Below are 17717 nucleotides of genomic sequence, written 5' to 3' on the forward strand. Positions count from 1 at the left end.
AGGGTTCCTTTTTTTGTGCGAAAAAACATACATAAATCATCAACATTGTTCCTAAAAGAAAACAGATTCCACCAAATAATTGTGATATAGTATACTTTGTGAAAAAATAAACGATAAATTTTTATCAATAAGATATGGATTCAAAGTTAATAGATACGTTAGACAAACTTAATAGAAATCATTCCCTTGAGCTGGAGGAATATCAGCTTCTCATAGAAAATATTAATCCTGATTTAATGAAGCGTGCAGCAGAGTATGCTCTTAAATATCAGGAGCAGTTTTATGGAAAAAAGATATTCGTAAGAGGTCTTGTGGAATTTACAAATTATTGCAAGAATGATTGCTATTATTGTGGTATTCGCAGAGGCAATAGGGAATGCGAGAGATATCGCCTTAGAAAAGACGATATTATTGCCTGCGCTGATGAAGGCTACAAGCTTGGCTTCAGGACAGTGGTTCTTCAGGGCGGAGAGGATTATACCTACAGCGATGAAGATATATGCGAGATTATTAAAGGCATCAAGCAGGCTCATCCTGATATGGTAATCACTCTTTCAATTGGTGAAAGAGAACGCTCAAGCTATGAGGCCTACTTTGAGGCAGGTGCAGGACGTTACTTGCTTAGACATGAAACAGCTAGTCCAGAGTTGTACGCTAAGCTTCATCCAGAGGAGATGAGCTGGGAACACAGGATGAACTGTCTTCGTGATTTGAAGGATATTGGATATCAGGTGGGGGCTGGATTTATGGTTCAGTCACCAGGTCAGACTGCCAGTGATTTGGCAAAGGATTTGAAATTTATCGAAGAGTTTAAGCCAGATATGTGTGGCATTGGTCCATACATTAGTCATAAGGATACACCATTTGCAAAGGAAGATAGTGGCACCTTGGAGATGACTCTATTCTTATTATCTTTACTTAGAATCATCTATCCACAGATGTTGCTGCCAGCTACCACAGCCCTTGGAACAATTGATCCAAAGGGAAGAGAAAAGGGTATTCAGGCTGGTGCCAACGTACTTATGCCGAATCTTTCGCCTACATATGTACGAAAGATGTACACTTTATATGACAACAAAATCTGCACTGGCGAAGAAGCCGCTGAGTGCATCGCATGCCTTAAGGGGCGTGTCTCGTCCGTTGGTTACGAGGTCGTTACAGACGCTGGTAACAGGGCGGGTTTTATAGAAAAGAGGTAAAGAAATGTACAATGTAAAATCAATGAAAGCTGATGAGTTTATCGACCATCAGGAAATCCTCGACACAATAGAATATGCCGAAGCAAACAAAAATAATTATGAGTTGATTGATCAGCTCCTTGAGAAAGCAAGACCAGTAAAGACAGCAGAAGGCTGTGTATGCTCAGGTCTTTCACATCGTGAGGCAGCAGTTCTTCTTGCCTGCGATGATCCAACATATATTGAGAAAATGTATAAGGTAGCACAGGAGATTAAGGATGCTTTCTATGGCAACCGTATCGTTCTTTTTGCTCCACTTTATCTTTCAAATTATTGTGTAAATGGATGTGTTTACTGTCCATATCATCTTAAGAATAAGCACATTGCTCGTAAAAAGCTTACACAGGAAGAAGTAAAGGCTGAGGTTATCGCACTTCAGGATATGGGTCACAAGAGACTTGCCATCGAAGCTGGTGAGGATCCAGTTAACAATCCAATCGAGTACATCTTAGAGTGTATCGATACAATTTACAGCATTCACCACAAGAATGGCGATATCAGACGTGTAAATGTTAATATCGCTGCTACAACAGTTGAGAATTATCGCAAGCTCAAGGAAGCAGGAATCGGTACATACATTCTCTTCCAGGAGACCTACAACAAAAAGAGCTATGAGGAGCTTCATCCAACAGGTCCAAAGCATGATTATGCTTACCATACAGAGGCTATGGATCGTGCTATGGAAGGTGGAATCGACGATGTAGGACTTGGTGTTCTCTTCGGACTTGAGAGCTATAAGTACGAGTTCACTGGACTCCTCATGCATGCTGAGCATCTTGAGGCAGTTCACGGCGTTGGTCCACACACAATTTCAGTTCCACGTGTTAAGCATGCTGATGATATTGATCCAGATGTATTTGACAACTCTATTCCAGATGAGATGTTTACAAAGATTGCAGCCTGCATCAGAATTGCAGTCCCATACACAGGTATGATTATTTCTACTCGTGAGTCTGAGGAAGTTAGACGTAAGATGCTTCAGGTTGGTATTTCACAGGTATCTGGTGCCAGCCGTACATCAGTAGGTGGTTACACAGAGAAAGAGCGTCCACACGATACAGAGCAGTTTGATGTTTCTGATCAGCGTACTCTCGATGAGGTAGTTAAGTGGCTCATGGAGACAGGTCACATCCCATCATTCTGTACAGCTTGCTACCGTGCAGGACGTACAGGCGACAGATTTATGTCGCTTTGTAAGACAGGCCAGATTATTAACTGCTGTCATCCAAACGCACTCATGACTCTTACAGAATACCTTGTAGATTACGCTTCTGAGGAGACAAAGAAGGTTGGCTACAAGATGATTGAGAAAGAGCTTAAGAAGATTCCAAAGGAAAATGTTAGAAAGACAGCTGAGGAAAATATCGAGGCTATCAAGAACTCTAATCGTAGAGATTTCAGATTTTAGTTCTTAGTTTTTTAATAAAATAAACAAAATTATATTGTATTCTTATAGGAGGCGAGTATGTCCCTTAATAGTACAGCCAGTGGGCAGCGTGTCCACATTGGTTTTTTTGGAATCAGAAATGCTGGTAAATCCAGTATTGTAAATAAACTTACAAATCAGGAAATTTCGCTGGTTTCTGCTCACAAGGGTACCACCACTGATCCTGTAAAAAAGGCCATGGAGATTCTTCCAATTGGTCCAGTGGTTATTATCGATACTGCAGGTTTTGATGATGAAGGCGAGCTTGGTGAGCTTAGAAAGCATCGTACATATCGTATCTTAGACGAGATTGATATTGTGGTTATGGTGCTCGATGCCAGAGAAAAAGAGCTTTCAGAAGAGGAAGCAGATTTCCTTAAAAATGTGAAGGAACGAAATGTTCCTTACATAATTATAGAGAATCACATAGACGAGGCTGAGGCTCATGGCTACGCTGGTTTGGAGGAAGAAAACCTTATTTTTGTGGATGCCACATCAGATGACATGTCACAGGTTAAGGAAGCGCTCATAAAGCTTCTTCCTAATGTAAAGGAGCCTGCACTTGTTGCCGATTTGGTAGAGCCAAAAAGCACTGTTGTTTTGGTTATCCCAATTGATGAGTCGGCACCAAAAGGAAGAGTCATTCTTCCACAGCAGATGGTTCTAAGAGACCTTCTTGATAACAATTGCAAGATTCTTTGCTGCCAGCCAGAGGAATTGGCCGAGGCACTTGAAGAAGATAAAAATATTTCGCTAGTAATTACTGATTCTCAGGCCTTTGAAGAGGTTTCAAAGATTGTTCCTGAGGATACGGCACTTACTTCATTTAGTATTCTTATGGCTCGCTACAAGGGTAGTCTGAATACTCAGCTTGAGGGTGTAGCAGCTCTCAAGAAATTAGTGGATGGTGACAAGGTTCTCATTTCAGAGGCCTGCACTCATCACAGACAGTGTAACGACATCGGCACCGTAAAGATGCCAGGATGGGTTAGAAAATACACTGGCAAAGAAATTGATTTTGAATTTTCTTCTGGAAATGATTTTCCGGAGGATTTATCAAAATATAAATTAGTGATTCATTGCGGTGGTTGCATGATAAATGGGGCTGAAATGCAGAATCGCGTTAAACATTGCAAATCCCAGGGGGTTCCGGTTGTTAATTACGGAATGGCCATAGCGGAGTTCAATGGTATTTTAGACAGAAGTCTACGAGTAATTAATTAACAATTCACTGGCAAATAAAAAGGTAAAAGGAGAAAAATATGGTAACTTCAGATCAGAGTATTGTACGTTTGAAGCACAACATTATGGAAGAGGTTTGTAAGCTTGCTTGGAATGGTGAGCTTGATGCAGAGCACAAAGAGGCTGTTTGCTACGAAATCATCCCTGGTCCAAGACCAACATATCGTTGTTGTGTTTACAAGGAGAGAGAAATCGTAAGACAGAGAGTTATTCTTTCTTGCGCAGAGAATCTTCCTACTAATCCAGATTCAAAGAACGTTGTTCAGGTTATCCAGCCAGCTTGTGATGACTGTTCAATCGCTTCTTATTCAGTAACAGACAACTGCCGTTTCTGTCTTGGAAAGGCATGTCTTAACTCTTGTAAGTTCGGTGCTATCACTCCAGGTGAGAGAAGAATGCACATCGATCCTACAAAGTGTAAGGAGTGCGGTATGTGTGCTAAGGAGTGTCCTTACCAGGCTATCGTTCACCTTGAGAGACCATGTAAGAAGGCTTGCCCAGTTGGTGCTATTTCTTACGACGAGTACGGTCACTGCGTAATCGACGATGAGAAGTGTATCTCATGTGGTCACTGTATCCACAGCTGCCCATTCGGTGCTATCGGTTCTAAGACATATCTTGTACATATCATCAAGGCTATCCTTGAGGGCAAGAAGGTTATCGCTATGTGCGCACCTGCTACAGAGGGACAGTTCGGTGAGGATATCTCTATGGCTGCAGTTAAAGCTGCTTGCAAGAAGGTTGGTTTCACAGACATGATCGAGGTAGGTCTCGGTGGAGATATGACAGCTGCTTACGAGTCAGCTGAGTGGTATGAGGCTAAGGAAGAAGGCCGTAAGATGACAACATCTTGCTGTCCAGCTTTCATCAACATGCTCAGAAAGCACTTCCCAGATCAGTTTAGAGATAACATGTCTTCTACAGTATCTCCAATGTGCGCTATCTCACGTTTCGTTAAGGCTACAATGGGTGAGGATACTGTTACAGTATTCGTTGGACCATGTATCGCTAAGAAGTCTGAGGCACAGGATGAGACAGTACCAGGAAATGCAGATTACGTTATCACATTTGGTGAGCTTCGTGCGTTAATGCGTTCTAAGGGCGTTGAGTTCGAGCCAGTAGAGGAAGATTACCAGGAGTCATCTACATTTGGTAAGCACTTCGCTTCTTCAGGCGGTGTTGCTAAGGCTGTTATCGAGTGCATGCAGGAGCGTGGACAGAATACAGATGATATTAAGCTTATGCAGTGTGCAGGTGGTGCTGAGTGTAAGAAGGCACTTATGCTTCTCAAGAGCGGTAAGCTTGATGTTGATTTCATCGAGGGTATGATTTGTGAAGGTGGTTGCGTTGGTGGCCCATCTAAGCACAGAGCTGAGAGAGAAATCGTTAAGGCAAGAACAACTCTTATCGGAAAGGCTGATGGACGTAAGATTCTTGCAAACCTTGAGAATTACCCAATGGATAAGTTTAGTATGTACCGTGATGGTCATATGGAATAAAAATTGATAAAAATCGGGTGCGAAAGCACCTGATTTTTTTTTCCAATTTTTATTCCATATGACGAAAAAACAGCAATAATTAGCAAACATTTTGTGGAATATATGCTATACTAGAATAGCTGAATGCAATTGGGGAATAGATTCAGCATATATAATGTAATTTAATAAGGAGGGGGAAATAATGGAAACATTAGTGACAGCATTGATTTGCTTTCCATTTCTCTGGGCGATTTTGCCTGCGGTGATTCACAATTCAAAACGCAGAGCATTTACCGTCTATCTAGGCTGTGCCATCGTAATGGTGTTATCAGTCTTCACTGCGGTTCAGTGGTTTTTGGCAGGAGGCCAAACACTGGATTTTCGTCTTCCATTTCAGAGGATTTTTGGTGAAGTCTTCATGTGGGGCGATATTTTCTTAATGTGTTTTATCACATATCTTTCTTACAAACATAATAGATTAATAATCGCAATTCTAACGATTATATCTACTGTGGTACCAACTGTTTTAGAAAAGTTTGGACCTAAGCTGGGTTACACATCCACAATGCGATTTGACTGGCTTACCTTCATAATGGTTCTAATCATTGGTGTTGTAGGTTCACTCATTGGAATATATGCAGTTGGTTACATGCATGGCTTTCACATTCATCATCACAAGGAAGTGCAGGATAGAAGAAGCTTCTTTCTTTCAATGATTTTTGTATTCTTTGGAGCAATGTTTGGTCTGGTTACATCTGCAAATCTTCTAGGATTATATTTCTTCTGGGAAATTACATCTGTTACATCTTTCCTTTTAATAGGATATACCCGCACAGATGAAGCAATTAATAATTCATTCAAGGCTTTATGGATGAACTTACTTGGTGGCTGCGGCCTTGCAGTGGCTATTTCTGTAGGAATTGTATATTTCCACACAGCAAATCTATATGATTTGATTGCTGCCGCAGAGAAGAGCGGAGCATCAGATATTATTTGTCTGCTTCCAATAGCAATGCTTGCTTTTGCAGCGCTTACAAAGTCAGCTCAGTTCCCATTTTCAGGATGGTTACTTGGAGCCATGGTAGCACCAACACCTTCATCAGCACTTCTTCATAGTGCGACAATGGTTAAGGCTGGTGTGTACATGCTTATCAGACTTTCACCAGCAATGGCAGATAATTATGTTGGTAACATGGTAGCCCTTATTGGTGGCTTCACTTTTGTTGCTGCATCATGCTTCGCAATTACGGTATCAGATGGCAAAAAGGTTTTGGCATATTCTACTATTTCAAACCTTGGACTTATCGTTGCATGTACAGGTTGTGGCTACGAGGAAACAATTTGGGCAGCAGTATTCCTTGTAATCTTCCATGCTGTTTCAAAATCTATGCTTTTCCAGTGCGTAGGTGCAATTGAAACTACAATTGGAAGCCGTGATGTTGAGCAGATGCAGGGCTTGATGAGTATCTTCCCTAAGCTGGCTTTCATCCTTATGGTAGGTATTGCAGGAATGTTCCTTGCACCATTTGGAATGCTTATTTCAAAGTGGGCAGCGCTTAAGGCTTTCATTGATACAAGCTCAGTATATGTATCAACACTTATGGTACTTTTCATCTGCTTCGGTTCAGCTACAACAATGTTCTATTGGACAAAGTGGATGTCAAAGATTCTTGGCGCAGCAAAGCGTGAGAAATCAAGAGATTTAACAAAGAAGAATGAGTACATCTCAATGTTCTTCCATGCCTTTATGATGATTGCTCTCATACTTGGATTCCCATGGCTATCAGAGCATGTGCTCAAGCCACTTTCTAATGATATGTTTGGCACCGTAAAGCAGGTAATCTCTTACGAGAACATGGTAATCATGATTGTGCTTCTTTGCGGCGTATTTGTTATTCCTTTTGTCAACTATCTCATGACTAAAGGACAGAAGGGCAAGCAGGTCATTACATACATGGGTGGAGCAAACGTTGGAGATAATTTTAATTTTGTTTCATCAACAGGTGATCCTAAGGAAATGGAAATCTCAAACTTCTATATGGAAGAAGCATTTGGTGAGAAGAAGCTGTTTACACCAGCGATTATGATTTCTTCATTCATTTTGATTGTTTACCTGATTATCGTAGTGGGAGGTGCTTTACAATGATGGTTCAGACTAGAATTCTTTTGGCAATCCTCTACGTAGTGGTTGCACCATTTGTTATCGGATTATTGGATGGTTTTGATAGAAAAATCTCTGCAAGAATGCAGGGCAGAAGAGGTCCATCAGTTTTTCAGCCATTTTATGATTTGAAGAAGCTTTTTGAAAAAGAGTTTTTAACAGCAAACAAGATGCAGTTATTTTTAATACGCTCTTACCTTTGCTTCATTATACTTTCAGGAATTTTATTCTTTGCAGGCTTTGATTTGCTGCTTGTAGTATTTGCACTTTCAACATCAGCAATGTTTTTGATTCTTGCATCTACAGCTACACATTCGCCATTCTCATCTCAGGGAACATCCCGTGAGCTTGTGCAGATTATGGCATGTGAGCCAATGGAGCTTCTTGTGGCAGTAGGCTTTTACCTTGCAACCAGCACCTTCACAGTATCAGATATTGTGGCAGGTAGCTCAGTTGCAAACATAAGATTTTTACCAGGATTTTTTGTAGGCTTCGTATTTATTCTTACAATCAAATTCAGAAAGTCACCATTTGATATTTCTACAAGCCATCATGCACATCAGGAAGTAATCAAGGGTGTTACTTCTGAAATGGTTGGTAAGGAATATGCAATGGTAACGATCGCAGAGTGGTATGAGAATGCTATCCTTTTAGGAATTGTGGGATTGTTCTTCATCAGCAGCAACCCTCTTACATTTATTGGAGCTGTGATTGCAATACTTGCAGTTTGGTTCCTTGAGATTCTCATCGATAATACATCAGCAAGAGTTAAGTGGCAGCTAATGTTAAAGCTTGCATGGGGTGTGACAATTGTTGCAGCAGGCATGAATCTTTTCTTGCTGGAGATAATTAGGGGGTAAATCATGGCTAAGATACATAAATCACCATGGCTGCTTCACTATGATGGAAGTAGCTGTAATGGATGTGATATAGAGGTTTTGGCGTGCACAACACCTGTTTATGATGTAGAACGTTTTGGTGTTATCAATACAGGTAATCCAATGCATGCAGATATTTTCCTTATTACTGGAGGTATCAATTCTCAGAACGAATCTGTAGTAAAACAGATTTATGAGCAGATGCCTCAGCCAAAGGTAGTTATAGCAGTTGGTACCTGCGCCTGCACAGGTGGTATTTTTAAGGAATGCTACAATATTAAAGGTGGTGCGGACACAGTTATTCCAGTAGATATTTATGTGCCAGGCTGCGCGGCTCGACCAGAGTCAATTATAGATGGTGTAGTAAAGGGTGTTGCTCTTTTCAAAGAGAAAGCTGAAGCTCTTGCAGCATCAGGTAGGGCATAAGGAGGCAGACATGCAAGAGTTAAAGAAGGATTTATATTTAATAGATAAGGCAGAGCTTCTGACAGTCATCATGGAGAAGAAAAATGCTCTTTGGAGACTTTGCCAGATTTGCTGCTCATATCCAAAGGCAGAGAATCATTTTGAGGTTACATATTCCTTTGCCAATGGACAGGATATTTCAAATTACAGATTAATAGCTGAGCGTGAGGAAGAGGTTCCATCTATTTCACGTGTATACAAATCAGCAATTTTCTACGAGAACGAAATGCACGAGCTTTGGGGGCTTCACGTTGAAAATATCAAACAGGACTTCCATGACAAGTTATATCGTATAGACGTAGAGACACCATTTTTAGAGAAGGAGGGTGAGTAAGATGGGAAATAGAAGTGTAGTACCTTACGGCCCTCAGCATCCAGTTTTGCCAGAGCCAATTCACCTTGATTTGGTACTTGAGGATGAAAAAGTTTTAGCAGCAATACCATCTATTGGATTTATTCACAGGGGACTTGAGAGCCTCACATCAAAGAAGGATTTCAATGAGATGGTTTACGTTGCAGAGCGTATCTGCGGTATCTGCTCCTTCATGCATGGCATGGGCTATTGCATGGCAGTAGAGGATATTATGAACGTTGAGGTCCCTCGTCGTGCTGATTATCTTCGTACAATTTGGGCAGAGATGAGCCGTCTTCACAGCCATTTGTTATGGCTTGGATTACTTGCTGATGGTTTTGGATTCGAATCACTTTTCATGCATTCATGGAGACTTCGCGAGAAGATTCTTGATATGTTTGAGGCATCAACAGGTGGACGAGTGATTTTCTCTGTAAATACAATCGGTGGTGTATTAAAGGATATGCCAGCGGATATGCTTCAGGATTTTGTACGACAGCTTAATGACATGGAAAAAGAAATTCGCGAGATGACAGATATCTTCCTTACAGACTACACCGTAAAAAGTCGTCTTGTAGATATAGGAATCATTACTGGAGAGGATGCTATTCGTCGAGGCGCAGTTGGACCAATGATGAGAGCTTCTGGCATCAACGTCGATATGAGAAAGAACGGCTACGCTGCCTACAATGATTTGGATTTTGAGGTAATCACCAGCAACAAGTGCGATTCTTATGCTCGTTGTGAAGTTCGTATCGGAGAAATTTTCCAGTCAATCGATATCATCAGACAGTGTGTAGAAAAGATTCCAGATACAGAAATCAATACAAAGGTTACAGGCATGCCAAACGGAGAGTCATTCATCCGTGTTGAGCAGCCTAGAGGAGAGGCCTTCTATCATGTTCGTGCCAATGGAACAAAGTTCCTTGACCGCTTCAGAGTCCGCACACCTACCTTCGCAAACATCCCAGCTCTCACACAGACTCTTCAGGGATGCCAGTATGGTGACGTGCCACTCCTCGTGTTAACCATTGATCCATGTATTAGTTGTACAGAACGTTAGGAGGAAGATTATGGGACAGTTTTTACCATTTTACAAGCAGGTCTTGAAGAATCTTTTCTCTGAGCCTGCCACAACTCAATACCCTTTTGTACCAAAGGAATATCCAGAGCGCACAAGAGGACATGTAGATATTAATAAGGACGGTTGCATCCTTTGTGGAATGTGCATGCGTAGCTGCCCTCCAGGAGCCATCACTGTTGATCGTGCTGGTAAAACCTGGAGCATCAATCGCTTCGACTGTGTTCAGTGTGGTTACTGCGTAGAGAAGTGCCCTAAGAAGTGCTTGAGTATTACACCAGGCTATCAGGAGCCAGGTCCAGAGAAATTCTCATACACTGTAGAGGTTCCTTATGAACCACCAAAACCTGCAGCAAAGCCTGCAGCTCCAGCTGAGGCTAAGGCAGAATAAGGATAAAATATGATAAAGAAATACATTATTAAAGGGCTGGTGCAGGGTATAGGGTACCGGCCCTTTGTTGCAAAGCTTGCAGAGGAATTAAATATAGATGGCTATGTGAGAAATACAGGGGGCATAGTTACGGTAGTAGCTTGTGGCGAGACAGAGAAATTAGATCAGTTTCGCCAGAAGCTTTCTTCTGATGTTCCAACAGGAGGCTTCATCACATCAATAGAAGAAGAGGAGATAGAGAGCCATAAGATAGAGAGGCAGGAGATAGAGAGCCAGAAAATAGAGCTGGGATTTAGAATTATAGAGTCAGATAAAGATGCCGAAAAGAATCTTCCGCTGATTCCTGCTGATATTGCCACCTGCGATAAGTGCAAAGCGGAACTTTTTGATAAGAAGAATCGCAGATATGGACATCCTTTTATCAGCTGCACGGTCTGTGGACCAAGATATTCTATTATAGAAAAGCTTCCATATGACAGGGACACAATTACCATGAAAGATTTTGAGATGTGTCCTGAGTGTCAGACTGAATACATAGCCAAAAATGACAGGAGAAGACATGCCCAGACTATTGCCTGTAAGGAGTGTGGACCTCGTCTGAAATTTGCTAGTTTAAAGTGTAAAAATGCTGACAATATTACGTCGAAAAACATTGTTGATAAGTATGTGGAAAACTATAACGAAAACGATATAGATGGCGCAATTACAGCATCTATATCGTTGATAAGTCGTGGTGGAATTCTGGCAATAAAGGATATTGGTGGGTATCATTTAGCCTGCAGTCCATTCGATGAAAAGGCAGTGGCAGCTCTCAGAACTTTAAAGCATCGAGAGGCAAAAGCCTTTGCTGTAATGTTTGAAGATATTAAGCAGATAAAAGAGTATTGCAAGGTGAATCAGCAAGAGGCAAGATTGCTGGAATCTCCTGCGAGACCAATAGTATTAGTAAGAAGAAAAAAGCATATTAATTCAGGAAGCAAGCACATTGCAGGAAATGTGTATCTGACCAGTCCTGATATAGGTGCAATGCTTCCATGCAACCCGGTACAGATGATGCTGGTGAAGGAATGTGGTCCGTTGATTATGACCAGTGGAAATGCTAGCGGAGATGTGCTGGAGATAGATAATAAAAAAATGCTCCAGTGGCTGAAGGAGAGAGTGGAGTCCGGTGATTTGGAGGACACACCTATTGCTATTTTGAGCCATGACAGGAAAATTCTTCGACCAATGGATGATTCTGTTATGAAGGTAATAAAAGGTAGACAGCAGTTTGTCCGCCGTGGACGAGGACATGTGCCAAATCCAATTCCTGTGGATATTGATGGTGAAATCTTTGCAGCAGGTGGAGATCTTAAATCCAGCTTCTGTTATGTAAAAAATGGTATGGCATATGTGAGCCAGTATCTGGGAGATTTGGAATCCGTAAGCTGCCAGAAGTTTTATAGAAATGAAATGGCGGCAATGGAAAAAATCTTTGGCTTCAAGCCTAAGACAGTGGTGACTGATTTGCACCCAGGATATTTTAGTGGGCAGGTTGGACATGAATATGCTCAGAAAAAGAATCTTCCAATTCACAAGGTTCAACATCACAAGGCTCACGTTTTATCAGTAATAGCAGAGCACAATTTAAAAGGTCCAGTGCTGGGGTTTGCCTTTGATGGAACGGGATACGGTGAGGATGGAACAGTCTGGGGTAGCGAAGTTTTCCTTTGGGATGGAAAGAATGCCCTTGATAGAGTTGCGGATTTGCGCCCAGCCAGATTAATCGGAGGAGACGAGGGAGCAAAGAACTGCGACACCATTTTGGTGGGAATACTTCATGAGAATGGATTGGATGAGTTGATAGAAAATGAAAATGCGAAGCTCATCAGAGCGGCTATCGACAGTGACATTAATGTGGTTACATCTACATCTATGGGACGCCTTTTTGATGCGGTATCAGCTATGCTGGACATTTGTCACTACAATACTTACGAGGGACAGGCGCCTATAGAATTAGAAAATATGGCTGCCAGAACTGACCAGGTGTATCCACTTTGCTTTGGAGAAAATGGTTCTACAGAGGAAATATTTATTGAGATTGCAAATGCAATTTTTCATGATGTGTCTAAGGAATCGATTGCCAGAGGCTTTATTTACGCTGTAGCAGACTATATTCTTGAGATAGCGAAAATATATTCAGAAAGACTTGGGAAAGAAAAGCAGATAGTTCTGTCGGGAGGAACTTTCCTCAACAGAATTCTTTTGGAACGATCAATAGATTTGCTGGAATCAGAAGGCTTTAAGGTATATATCTCAGAGCAACTACCACCAGGAGATGGTGGAATCTGTCTGGGCCAGGCAGCCTTCCACTTGAAATAATGAGGTGCTGGCGTTTAGCTTACCTCAATGTTTTTTACAATGAAATCAGTGCAGCGATTAAGCTTGAGGTTATCACTGCCACATTTAGGACAGTTATCCTTGAATTCGTGGCGGGTGATTTGATTGCCACAATCCTTGCATAGAATCATAGATTCTTTTACTGTGGCATCCACTTTAACACCTTCCAAAGAGGTGCCTTCGCTCATAACCTGAAGATATTCTTCAATGATTTCAGGTACATAATCGCATTGATCTCCCATTAATAAATGGATTTTATCTACATGGCTGGCGCCCGCTGCGTCAGCCTGTTTTTTTACAAGATTAAATACATATTCTGTCACTGCTAATTCGTGCATTTTATCCTCCCAAAAACTTCAAAAAGTAGTACAATTATACCATATGTTATAGGGTTAGGAGAATAATGTAATGTGTGTTGCAATACCAGGTTTAGTAAAGAAATTAAAGGATGGGAAGGTCACTGTTGATTTCAATGGAAATGAAGTGGAGGCCTACGCTGGACTTGTAAATGTAAAAGAGGGGGATTACGCTTTGGTTCATGCGGGGTGCGTGATTCAGACCTTGAAGAAGGACGAAGCAGAAGAAATAATTGAGCTGATGGGAGGCTTGGAAGCCTAATGGAATTACCACAGCTTATAGATTTTTTGAGAGACTACGATGGCAAAAAAATCCGACTCATGGAAGTCTGCGGCAGTCACACTCACGCCATCGCCACTCATGGAATAAGAGATATATTATCACCACAGATAGAATTGCTGTCAGGACCAGGCTGCCCCGTGTGCGTCACGCCTACAGCATACATTGATAAATTAATTGAGCATAGCCTGCAGCCAGATACTACTGTGGTCACCTTCGGAGACCTGCTAAGAGTACCAGGCTCAAAGGAAAGCTTGAACGAAGCTAAGGGCCGAGGTGGCAGCGTTGAAATGGTGTATTCACCAATGGATGTTTTGGCTCTTGCAAAAGATAATCCATATCGTAAATACGTATTTGCTGCAGTTGGCTTTGAAACCACTGCCCCTGTTTATACTTTGCTTTTAGACAATGCTATAGCTCAGGGACGGGATAATATCCAGCTACTTACTGCACTGAAAACTATGCCGGGAGCCATCTCATATCTTTGTGATAATGGAGCAGAGATTGATGGATTTATTGCTCCAGGACATGTGTGCGCAGTGACAGGAGCAGATTATTTTAATGAGCTTGCAGAAAAATATCAGATACCCTTTGCGGTGTCAGGCTTCGCAGCAAAGGAGCTTGTAATTGCCATTTATGGTCTGACGCAGATGGTGTTAAATAAAGAAAACACAGTAAAGAATTTCTACACATCAGTTGTTGCGCAGGATAAAAATCCTATTATTGAAAACCAGTTGGAAAAATATTTTGAGCCAGCGGATGTTGCATGGCGCGGGATGGGTATCATTCCGAAATCAGGCTTACTGCTCAAGGAAGAATATAAACAGTTTGATGCGGGAAGTAAGGGGCTTGATGTGGATAACAAAAAGAATAAAGCCTGCAAGTGTGGAGAAATTCTTATGGGCAAGGCAAAGCCTGCCGACTGCCCACTATTTGGAAAAGTCTGCACACCAATGTCGCCACAGGGGGCATGCATGGTGTCAGAGGAAGGAAGTTGTTTTAACGCATGGAGAAGATAATTATGGAGCATGGCTCAGGTGGCCGTGCTACAGGGGAATTAATAAGAGAAATATTTGAAGCACAGTTTAACAGTGATGTACTTTCAGAGATGGAGGATGCAGCAGTTGTTCCAGGAGATGGCACCATTGCCATGACTACAGATAGCTTTGTGGTCACACCATTGGAATTTCCAGGAGGAGATATTGGACGTCTGTGTATTTGTGGTACAGTGAATGACCTTTGCATGAGAGGAGCTGTTCCTAAATATATTACTTGCGGTTTCATTCTTGAAGAGGGGGCAGATGTGGAGCTCCTTCGTCGAATTGTAAAATCAATGGCTGAGACTGCAAATGAAGCAGGTGTAAAAATTGTAGCCGGTGATACAAAGGTTATTGAGGGAAATGGTGGGATCTACATTAACACTGCCGGAGTAGGTTTTGTTCCAAAGGACGTAGACATAAAAGCTAAGAATGCAAGCCCAGATGACGTAATCATCGTTTCTGGAAACGTAGGCGACCATCATGCCACAGTTCTAAGCCAGCGTATGGGTATCAAAAATACTATCCAAAGCGATAATGCGCCTCTTCAGGAGATGGTTGGAAAATTAATAGAAAACCAAATTCCAGTTCATGTCTTAAGAGATGTGACAAGAGGCGGGCTTGCCACAGTTTTAAAGGAATTAGCATTAGCCAGTGGATTAAGATTTGATATTTTGCAGGAAAAGCTTCCAGTGGACCCTCAGGTTAAATCCTTCTGCGGCCTTCTTGGCCTTGATCCATTATATATGGGAAATGAAGGAAAGCTTGTGGCTATTGTCCCAAAGGAGTACGGTCCACAGGCAGTGCAGCTTATTAAAAGTAGTAAATATGGAGAAAATGCTTGTATGATAGGCTCTGTCAATGCGCCTGATGACGAATCAGAAGCGGGGGCTCTTATAATGAAAACAGAGATAGGTGGAAGACGTTTCCTTGATATACTTCAGGGAGAGGGATTGCCACGTATCTGCTAAAAATCGAAGCTAAAACTTGTTGCAAAGGGCGTAATAATCCCCATGTACACCAATAGTTAACATAAAGTTCATAAATAGTTAGGCGGTTATTATGCTATAATATAACCACACATCCTAATTAACAATCAAAATAAGGAGGATGCTTGCTTTGGGCAAAACAGTTTTGATAGTTGATGACTCCCGATTTATGCGAGCGGTGGTCAGAAACGAATGCGAAAGAAATGGCTGTACTGTTGTAGCTGAAGCTGACTGTAGCGATGGTGCAGTAGAAAAATATAAAGAGTTCAAGCCTGACATCGTAACAATGGACATCACGATGACTGTTGATGGACATACGGTGGGTCGTAGTTCTAATGGTATTGATGCTATCAAACAGATTAAGGAGTATGATCCAGAGGCGAAAATCCTAGTGGTTAGTGCCATGGGACAGAAATGTTACGTTATAGAGGCTATTGAAGCTGGTGCTAAGGATTTTGTTATCAAGCCTTTTGACGAGGCCAGATTTGCAGAAGCTTTATCACACTTTATGTAATTGATAATATGTATTTAAAGGGTTACGGTGCTGTAGCCCTTTTTAATTGCATACAACGGAAACTAGGGAAATGTGTTGTGTAAAAGACACTTGAGTAATAATAGGCGTTTCCAAAGAAAAAGACCGAGTTTTTCGGTCTTTTTGAGGGGAGTATAAATAATTAATAAGGGTATGGTAAGGAAACTCCTTACCATGGTTGTGATTATAATATAGTTAATCGACTAATGCAAGGAAAAGTTGAAAAAAGATATCATCTAGTCTAAGATATTTTTAGTTAGTTAAGTAATAGGAGATTTAGAATTGCCAAAAACATTTACCATTAGCTGCCCATGTCATTTTGGACTTGAGGCACCATTGAAAAGAGAAATTTATGATTTAGGCTACGACATTACTGAGGTTACAGATGGAAGGGTAACTTTTACAGGTGATGCCGAGGCTGTTTGTCGCGCAAATATCCATCTGCGCACAGCGGAAAGAGTCCTTGTAGAAGTGGGCCGTTTTCACGCTACCACCTTTGAGGAACTTTTCCAGGGAATCAAAGCTCTCCCATGGGAAGAGTATATTCCTGAGAATGGTAAATTCTGGGTTACAAAGGCTACATCTGTAAAGAGTAAGCTTTTTTCCCTTACAGATATTCAGTCTATAGCTAAAAAAGCTATGGTTGAGCGCATGAAGACATATTATGACGTTCAGTGGTTTAAGGAAGATGGAGCAGATTATCCTGTTCGTATTTTCCTATTAAAGGATGATGTAGTAGTTACACTTGATTCCACAGGTACACCTCTTCATAAGAGAGGCTACCGTACATATACAAGTAAGGCACCTCTTTCAGAGACTATGGCGGCAGCACTTATTCAGCTGACACCATGGCGTGCCGACAGAATTTTAGTAGATCCATTCTGTGGTTCAGGTACCTTTTTGATTGAAGCAGCCATGATTGCTGCAAATATTGCGCCAGGTCTTAACAGAGATTTCACCTCTATGGACTGGACAAATCTCATTTCTCCAAAGCTTTGGAATGAGCTTTTGGATGAGGCAAGAGAAGAAGTGGATACATCGGTAGAATGTGACCTTCAGGGATTTGATATTGACCCTGATATGGTTAAAATTGCCCGTCTCAATGCAAAGCAGGCAGGTGTTGACCACATGATTCACTTCCAGGTGCGAGATGTTGGGGCACTTAGCCATCCAAAGAAATATGGATTTATTCTGACAAACCCTCCATATGGAGAGCGTCTTGAAGATAAGAAGGATCTTCCTGAGATTTACGGAAAGCTTGGAAAAGCTTACGCCGCTCTTGATAGCTGGTCTATGTATGTGATAACAAGTTATGAAGATGCGCCAAAGTCAATCGGAAGAAAAGCAGATAAAAATCGCAAGATATACAATGGAATGATAAAGACATACTTTTATCAATTCCTTGGACCAAAGCCTAAGAAAAAGGACTAGA

General features: G+C 41.5%; 17 protein-coding genes. 16 read left to right on the top strand and 1 reads right to left on the bottom strand.

The features are described 5' to 3' along the window. Positions 1–134: 134 nt before the first annotated feature. The 11 genes from hydE (at position 135) to hypF (ending at position 13073) form a co-directional block, all read left to right on the top strand. Positions 135–1199, top strand: coding sequence for a [FeFe] hydrogenase H-cluster radical SAM maturase HydE (hydE, locus tag BLP54_RS08085; protein ID WP_090168592.1), 1065 nt, complete (start codon positions 135–137; stop codon positions 1197–1199). 4 nt (positions 1200–1203) lie between these two features. After that, positions 1204–2646, top strand: a complete 1443-nt coding sequence (hydG, locus tag BLP54_RS08090; RefSeq protein WP_090168595.1) for a [FeFe] hydrogenase H-cluster radical SAM maturase HydG — start codon at positions 1204–1206, stop codon at positions 2644–2646. 57 nt (positions 2647–2703) lie between these two features. Beyond that, positions 2704–3888, top strand: a complete 1185-nt coding sequence (gene hydF / locus BLP54_RS08095; RefSeq protein ID WP_090168596.1) for a [FeFe] hydrogenase H-cluster maturation GTPase HydF — start codon at positions 2704–2706, stop codon at positions 3886–3888. A gap of 38 nt (positions 3889–3926) precedes the next feature. Further along, entirely contained in the window at positions 3927–5405 is a 1479-nt protein-coding gene (locus BLP54_RS08100) for a 4Fe-4S dicluster domain-containing protein (protein ID WP_090168599.1), read from the top strand. Positions 5406–5586: 181 nt separating this feature from the next. Then, on the top strand, positions 5587–7530 hold the full coding sequence (locus tag BLP54_RS08105) for an NADH-quinone oxidoreductase subunit 5 family protein (RefSeq protein WP_090168602.1): 1944 nt from the start codon (positions 5587–5589) through the stop codon (positions 7528–7530). Continuing rightward, the gene (locus tag BLP54_RS08110; RefSeq protein ID WP_090168607.1) at positions 7527–8405 is read left to right on the top strand and encodes an NADH-quinone oxidoreductase subunit H; all 879 of its coding nucleotides are present in this window, start codon (positions 7527–7529) and stop codon (positions 8403–8405) included. The genes BLP54_RS08105 and BLP54_RS08110 overlap by 4 nt, the downstream gene beginning before the upstream one ends. Positions 8406–8408: 3 nt before the next feature. Next, complete coding sequence (locus tag BLP54_RS08115) at positions 8409–8849, top strand: NADH-quinone oxidoreductase subunit B family protein (RefSeq protein ID WP_090168608.1); 441 nt, start codon at positions 8409–8411, stop codon at positions 8847–8849. A gap of 10 nt (positions 8850–8859) precedes the next feature. Then, a complete protein-coding gene (locus BLP54_RS08120; protein WP_072915721.1) occupies positions 8860–9222 on the top strand; it encodes an NADH-quinone oxidoreductase subunit C in 363 nt (120 codons plus the stop codon). A gap of 1 nt (position 9223) precedes the next feature. Then, positions 9224–10303 (top strand): hydrogenase large subunit, encoded by a 1080-nt coding sequence (locus BLP54_RS08125; protein WP_090168613.1) that lies wholly within the window; start codon positions 9224–9226, stop codon positions 10301–10303. Between the two features lie 10 nt (positions 10304–10313). Beyond that, a complete protein-coding gene (locus BLP54_RS08130) occupies positions 10314–10712 on the top strand; it encodes a 4Fe-4S binding protein (RefSeq protein WP_090168615.1) in 399 nt (132 codons plus the stop codon). 9 nt (positions 10713–10721) lie between these two features. After that, positions 10722–13073, top strand: a complete 2352-nt coding sequence (gene hypF, locus BLP54_RS08135; RefSeq protein ID WP_090168618.1) for a carbamoyltransferase HypF — start codon at positions 10722–10724, stop codon at positions 13071–13073. 14 nt (positions 13074–13087) lie between these two features. Here the strand turns inward: hypF and BLP54_RS08140 are convergent, their stop codons facing one another. After that, the gene (locus BLP54_RS08140) at positions 13088–13429 is read right to left on the bottom strand and encodes a hydrogenase maturation nickel metallochaperone HypA/HybF (RefSeq protein WP_090168620.1); all 342 of its coding nucleotides are present in this window, start codon (positions 13427–13429) and stop codon (positions 13088–13090) included. A gap of 70 nt (positions 13430–13499) precedes the next feature. Here BLP54_RS08140 and BLP54_RS08145 point away from each other — a divergent pair, with 70 nt between their 5' ends. From BLP54_RS08145 to BLP54_RS08165, 5 genes are all read left to right on the top strand, one after another. After that, complete coding sequence (locus tag BLP54_RS08145; protein WP_090168623.1) at positions 13500–13709, top strand: HypC/HybG/HupF family hydrogenase formation chaperone; 210 nt, start codon at positions 13500–13502, stop codon at positions 13707–13709. Further along, positions 13709–14746 carry a hydrogenase formation protein HypD gene (hypD, locus tag BLP54_RS08150; RefSeq protein ID WP_090168625.1) on the top strand — a complete coding sequence of 346 codons (1038 nt, stop codon included), beginning with the start codon at positions 13709–13711 and terminating at the stop codon, positions 14744–14746. Before BLP54_RS08145 ends, hypD begins: the two co-directional genes overlap by 1 nt. Further along, positions 14734–15735, top strand: a complete 1002-nt coding sequence (gene hypE, locus BLP54_RS08155; RefSeq protein WP_090168629.1) for a hydrogenase expression/formation protein HypE — start codon at positions 14734–14736, stop codon at positions 15733–15735. Before hypD ends, hypE begins: the two co-directional genes overlap by 13 nt. A gap of 148 nt (positions 15736–15883) precedes the next feature. Continuing rightward, the gene (locus BLP54_RS08160) at positions 15884–16267 is read left to right on the top strand and encodes a response regulator (RefSeq protein WP_090168747.1); all 384 of its coding nucleotides are present in this window, start codon (positions 15884–15886) and stop codon (positions 16265–16267) included. 300 nt (positions 16268–16567) lie between these two features. Then, entirely contained in the window at positions 16568–17716 is a 1149-nt protein-coding gene (locus BLP54_RS08165; RefSeq protein ID WP_090168632.1) for a THUMP domain-containing class I SAM-dependent RNA methyltransferase, read from the top strand. Position 17717 lies beyond the last annotated feature (1 nt).

It is taken from the genome of Pseudobutyrivibrio sp. 49 (assembly GCF_900100545.1).
GTDB lineage: Bacteria > Bacillota > Clostridia > Lachnospirales > Lachnospiraceae > Pseudobutyrivibrio.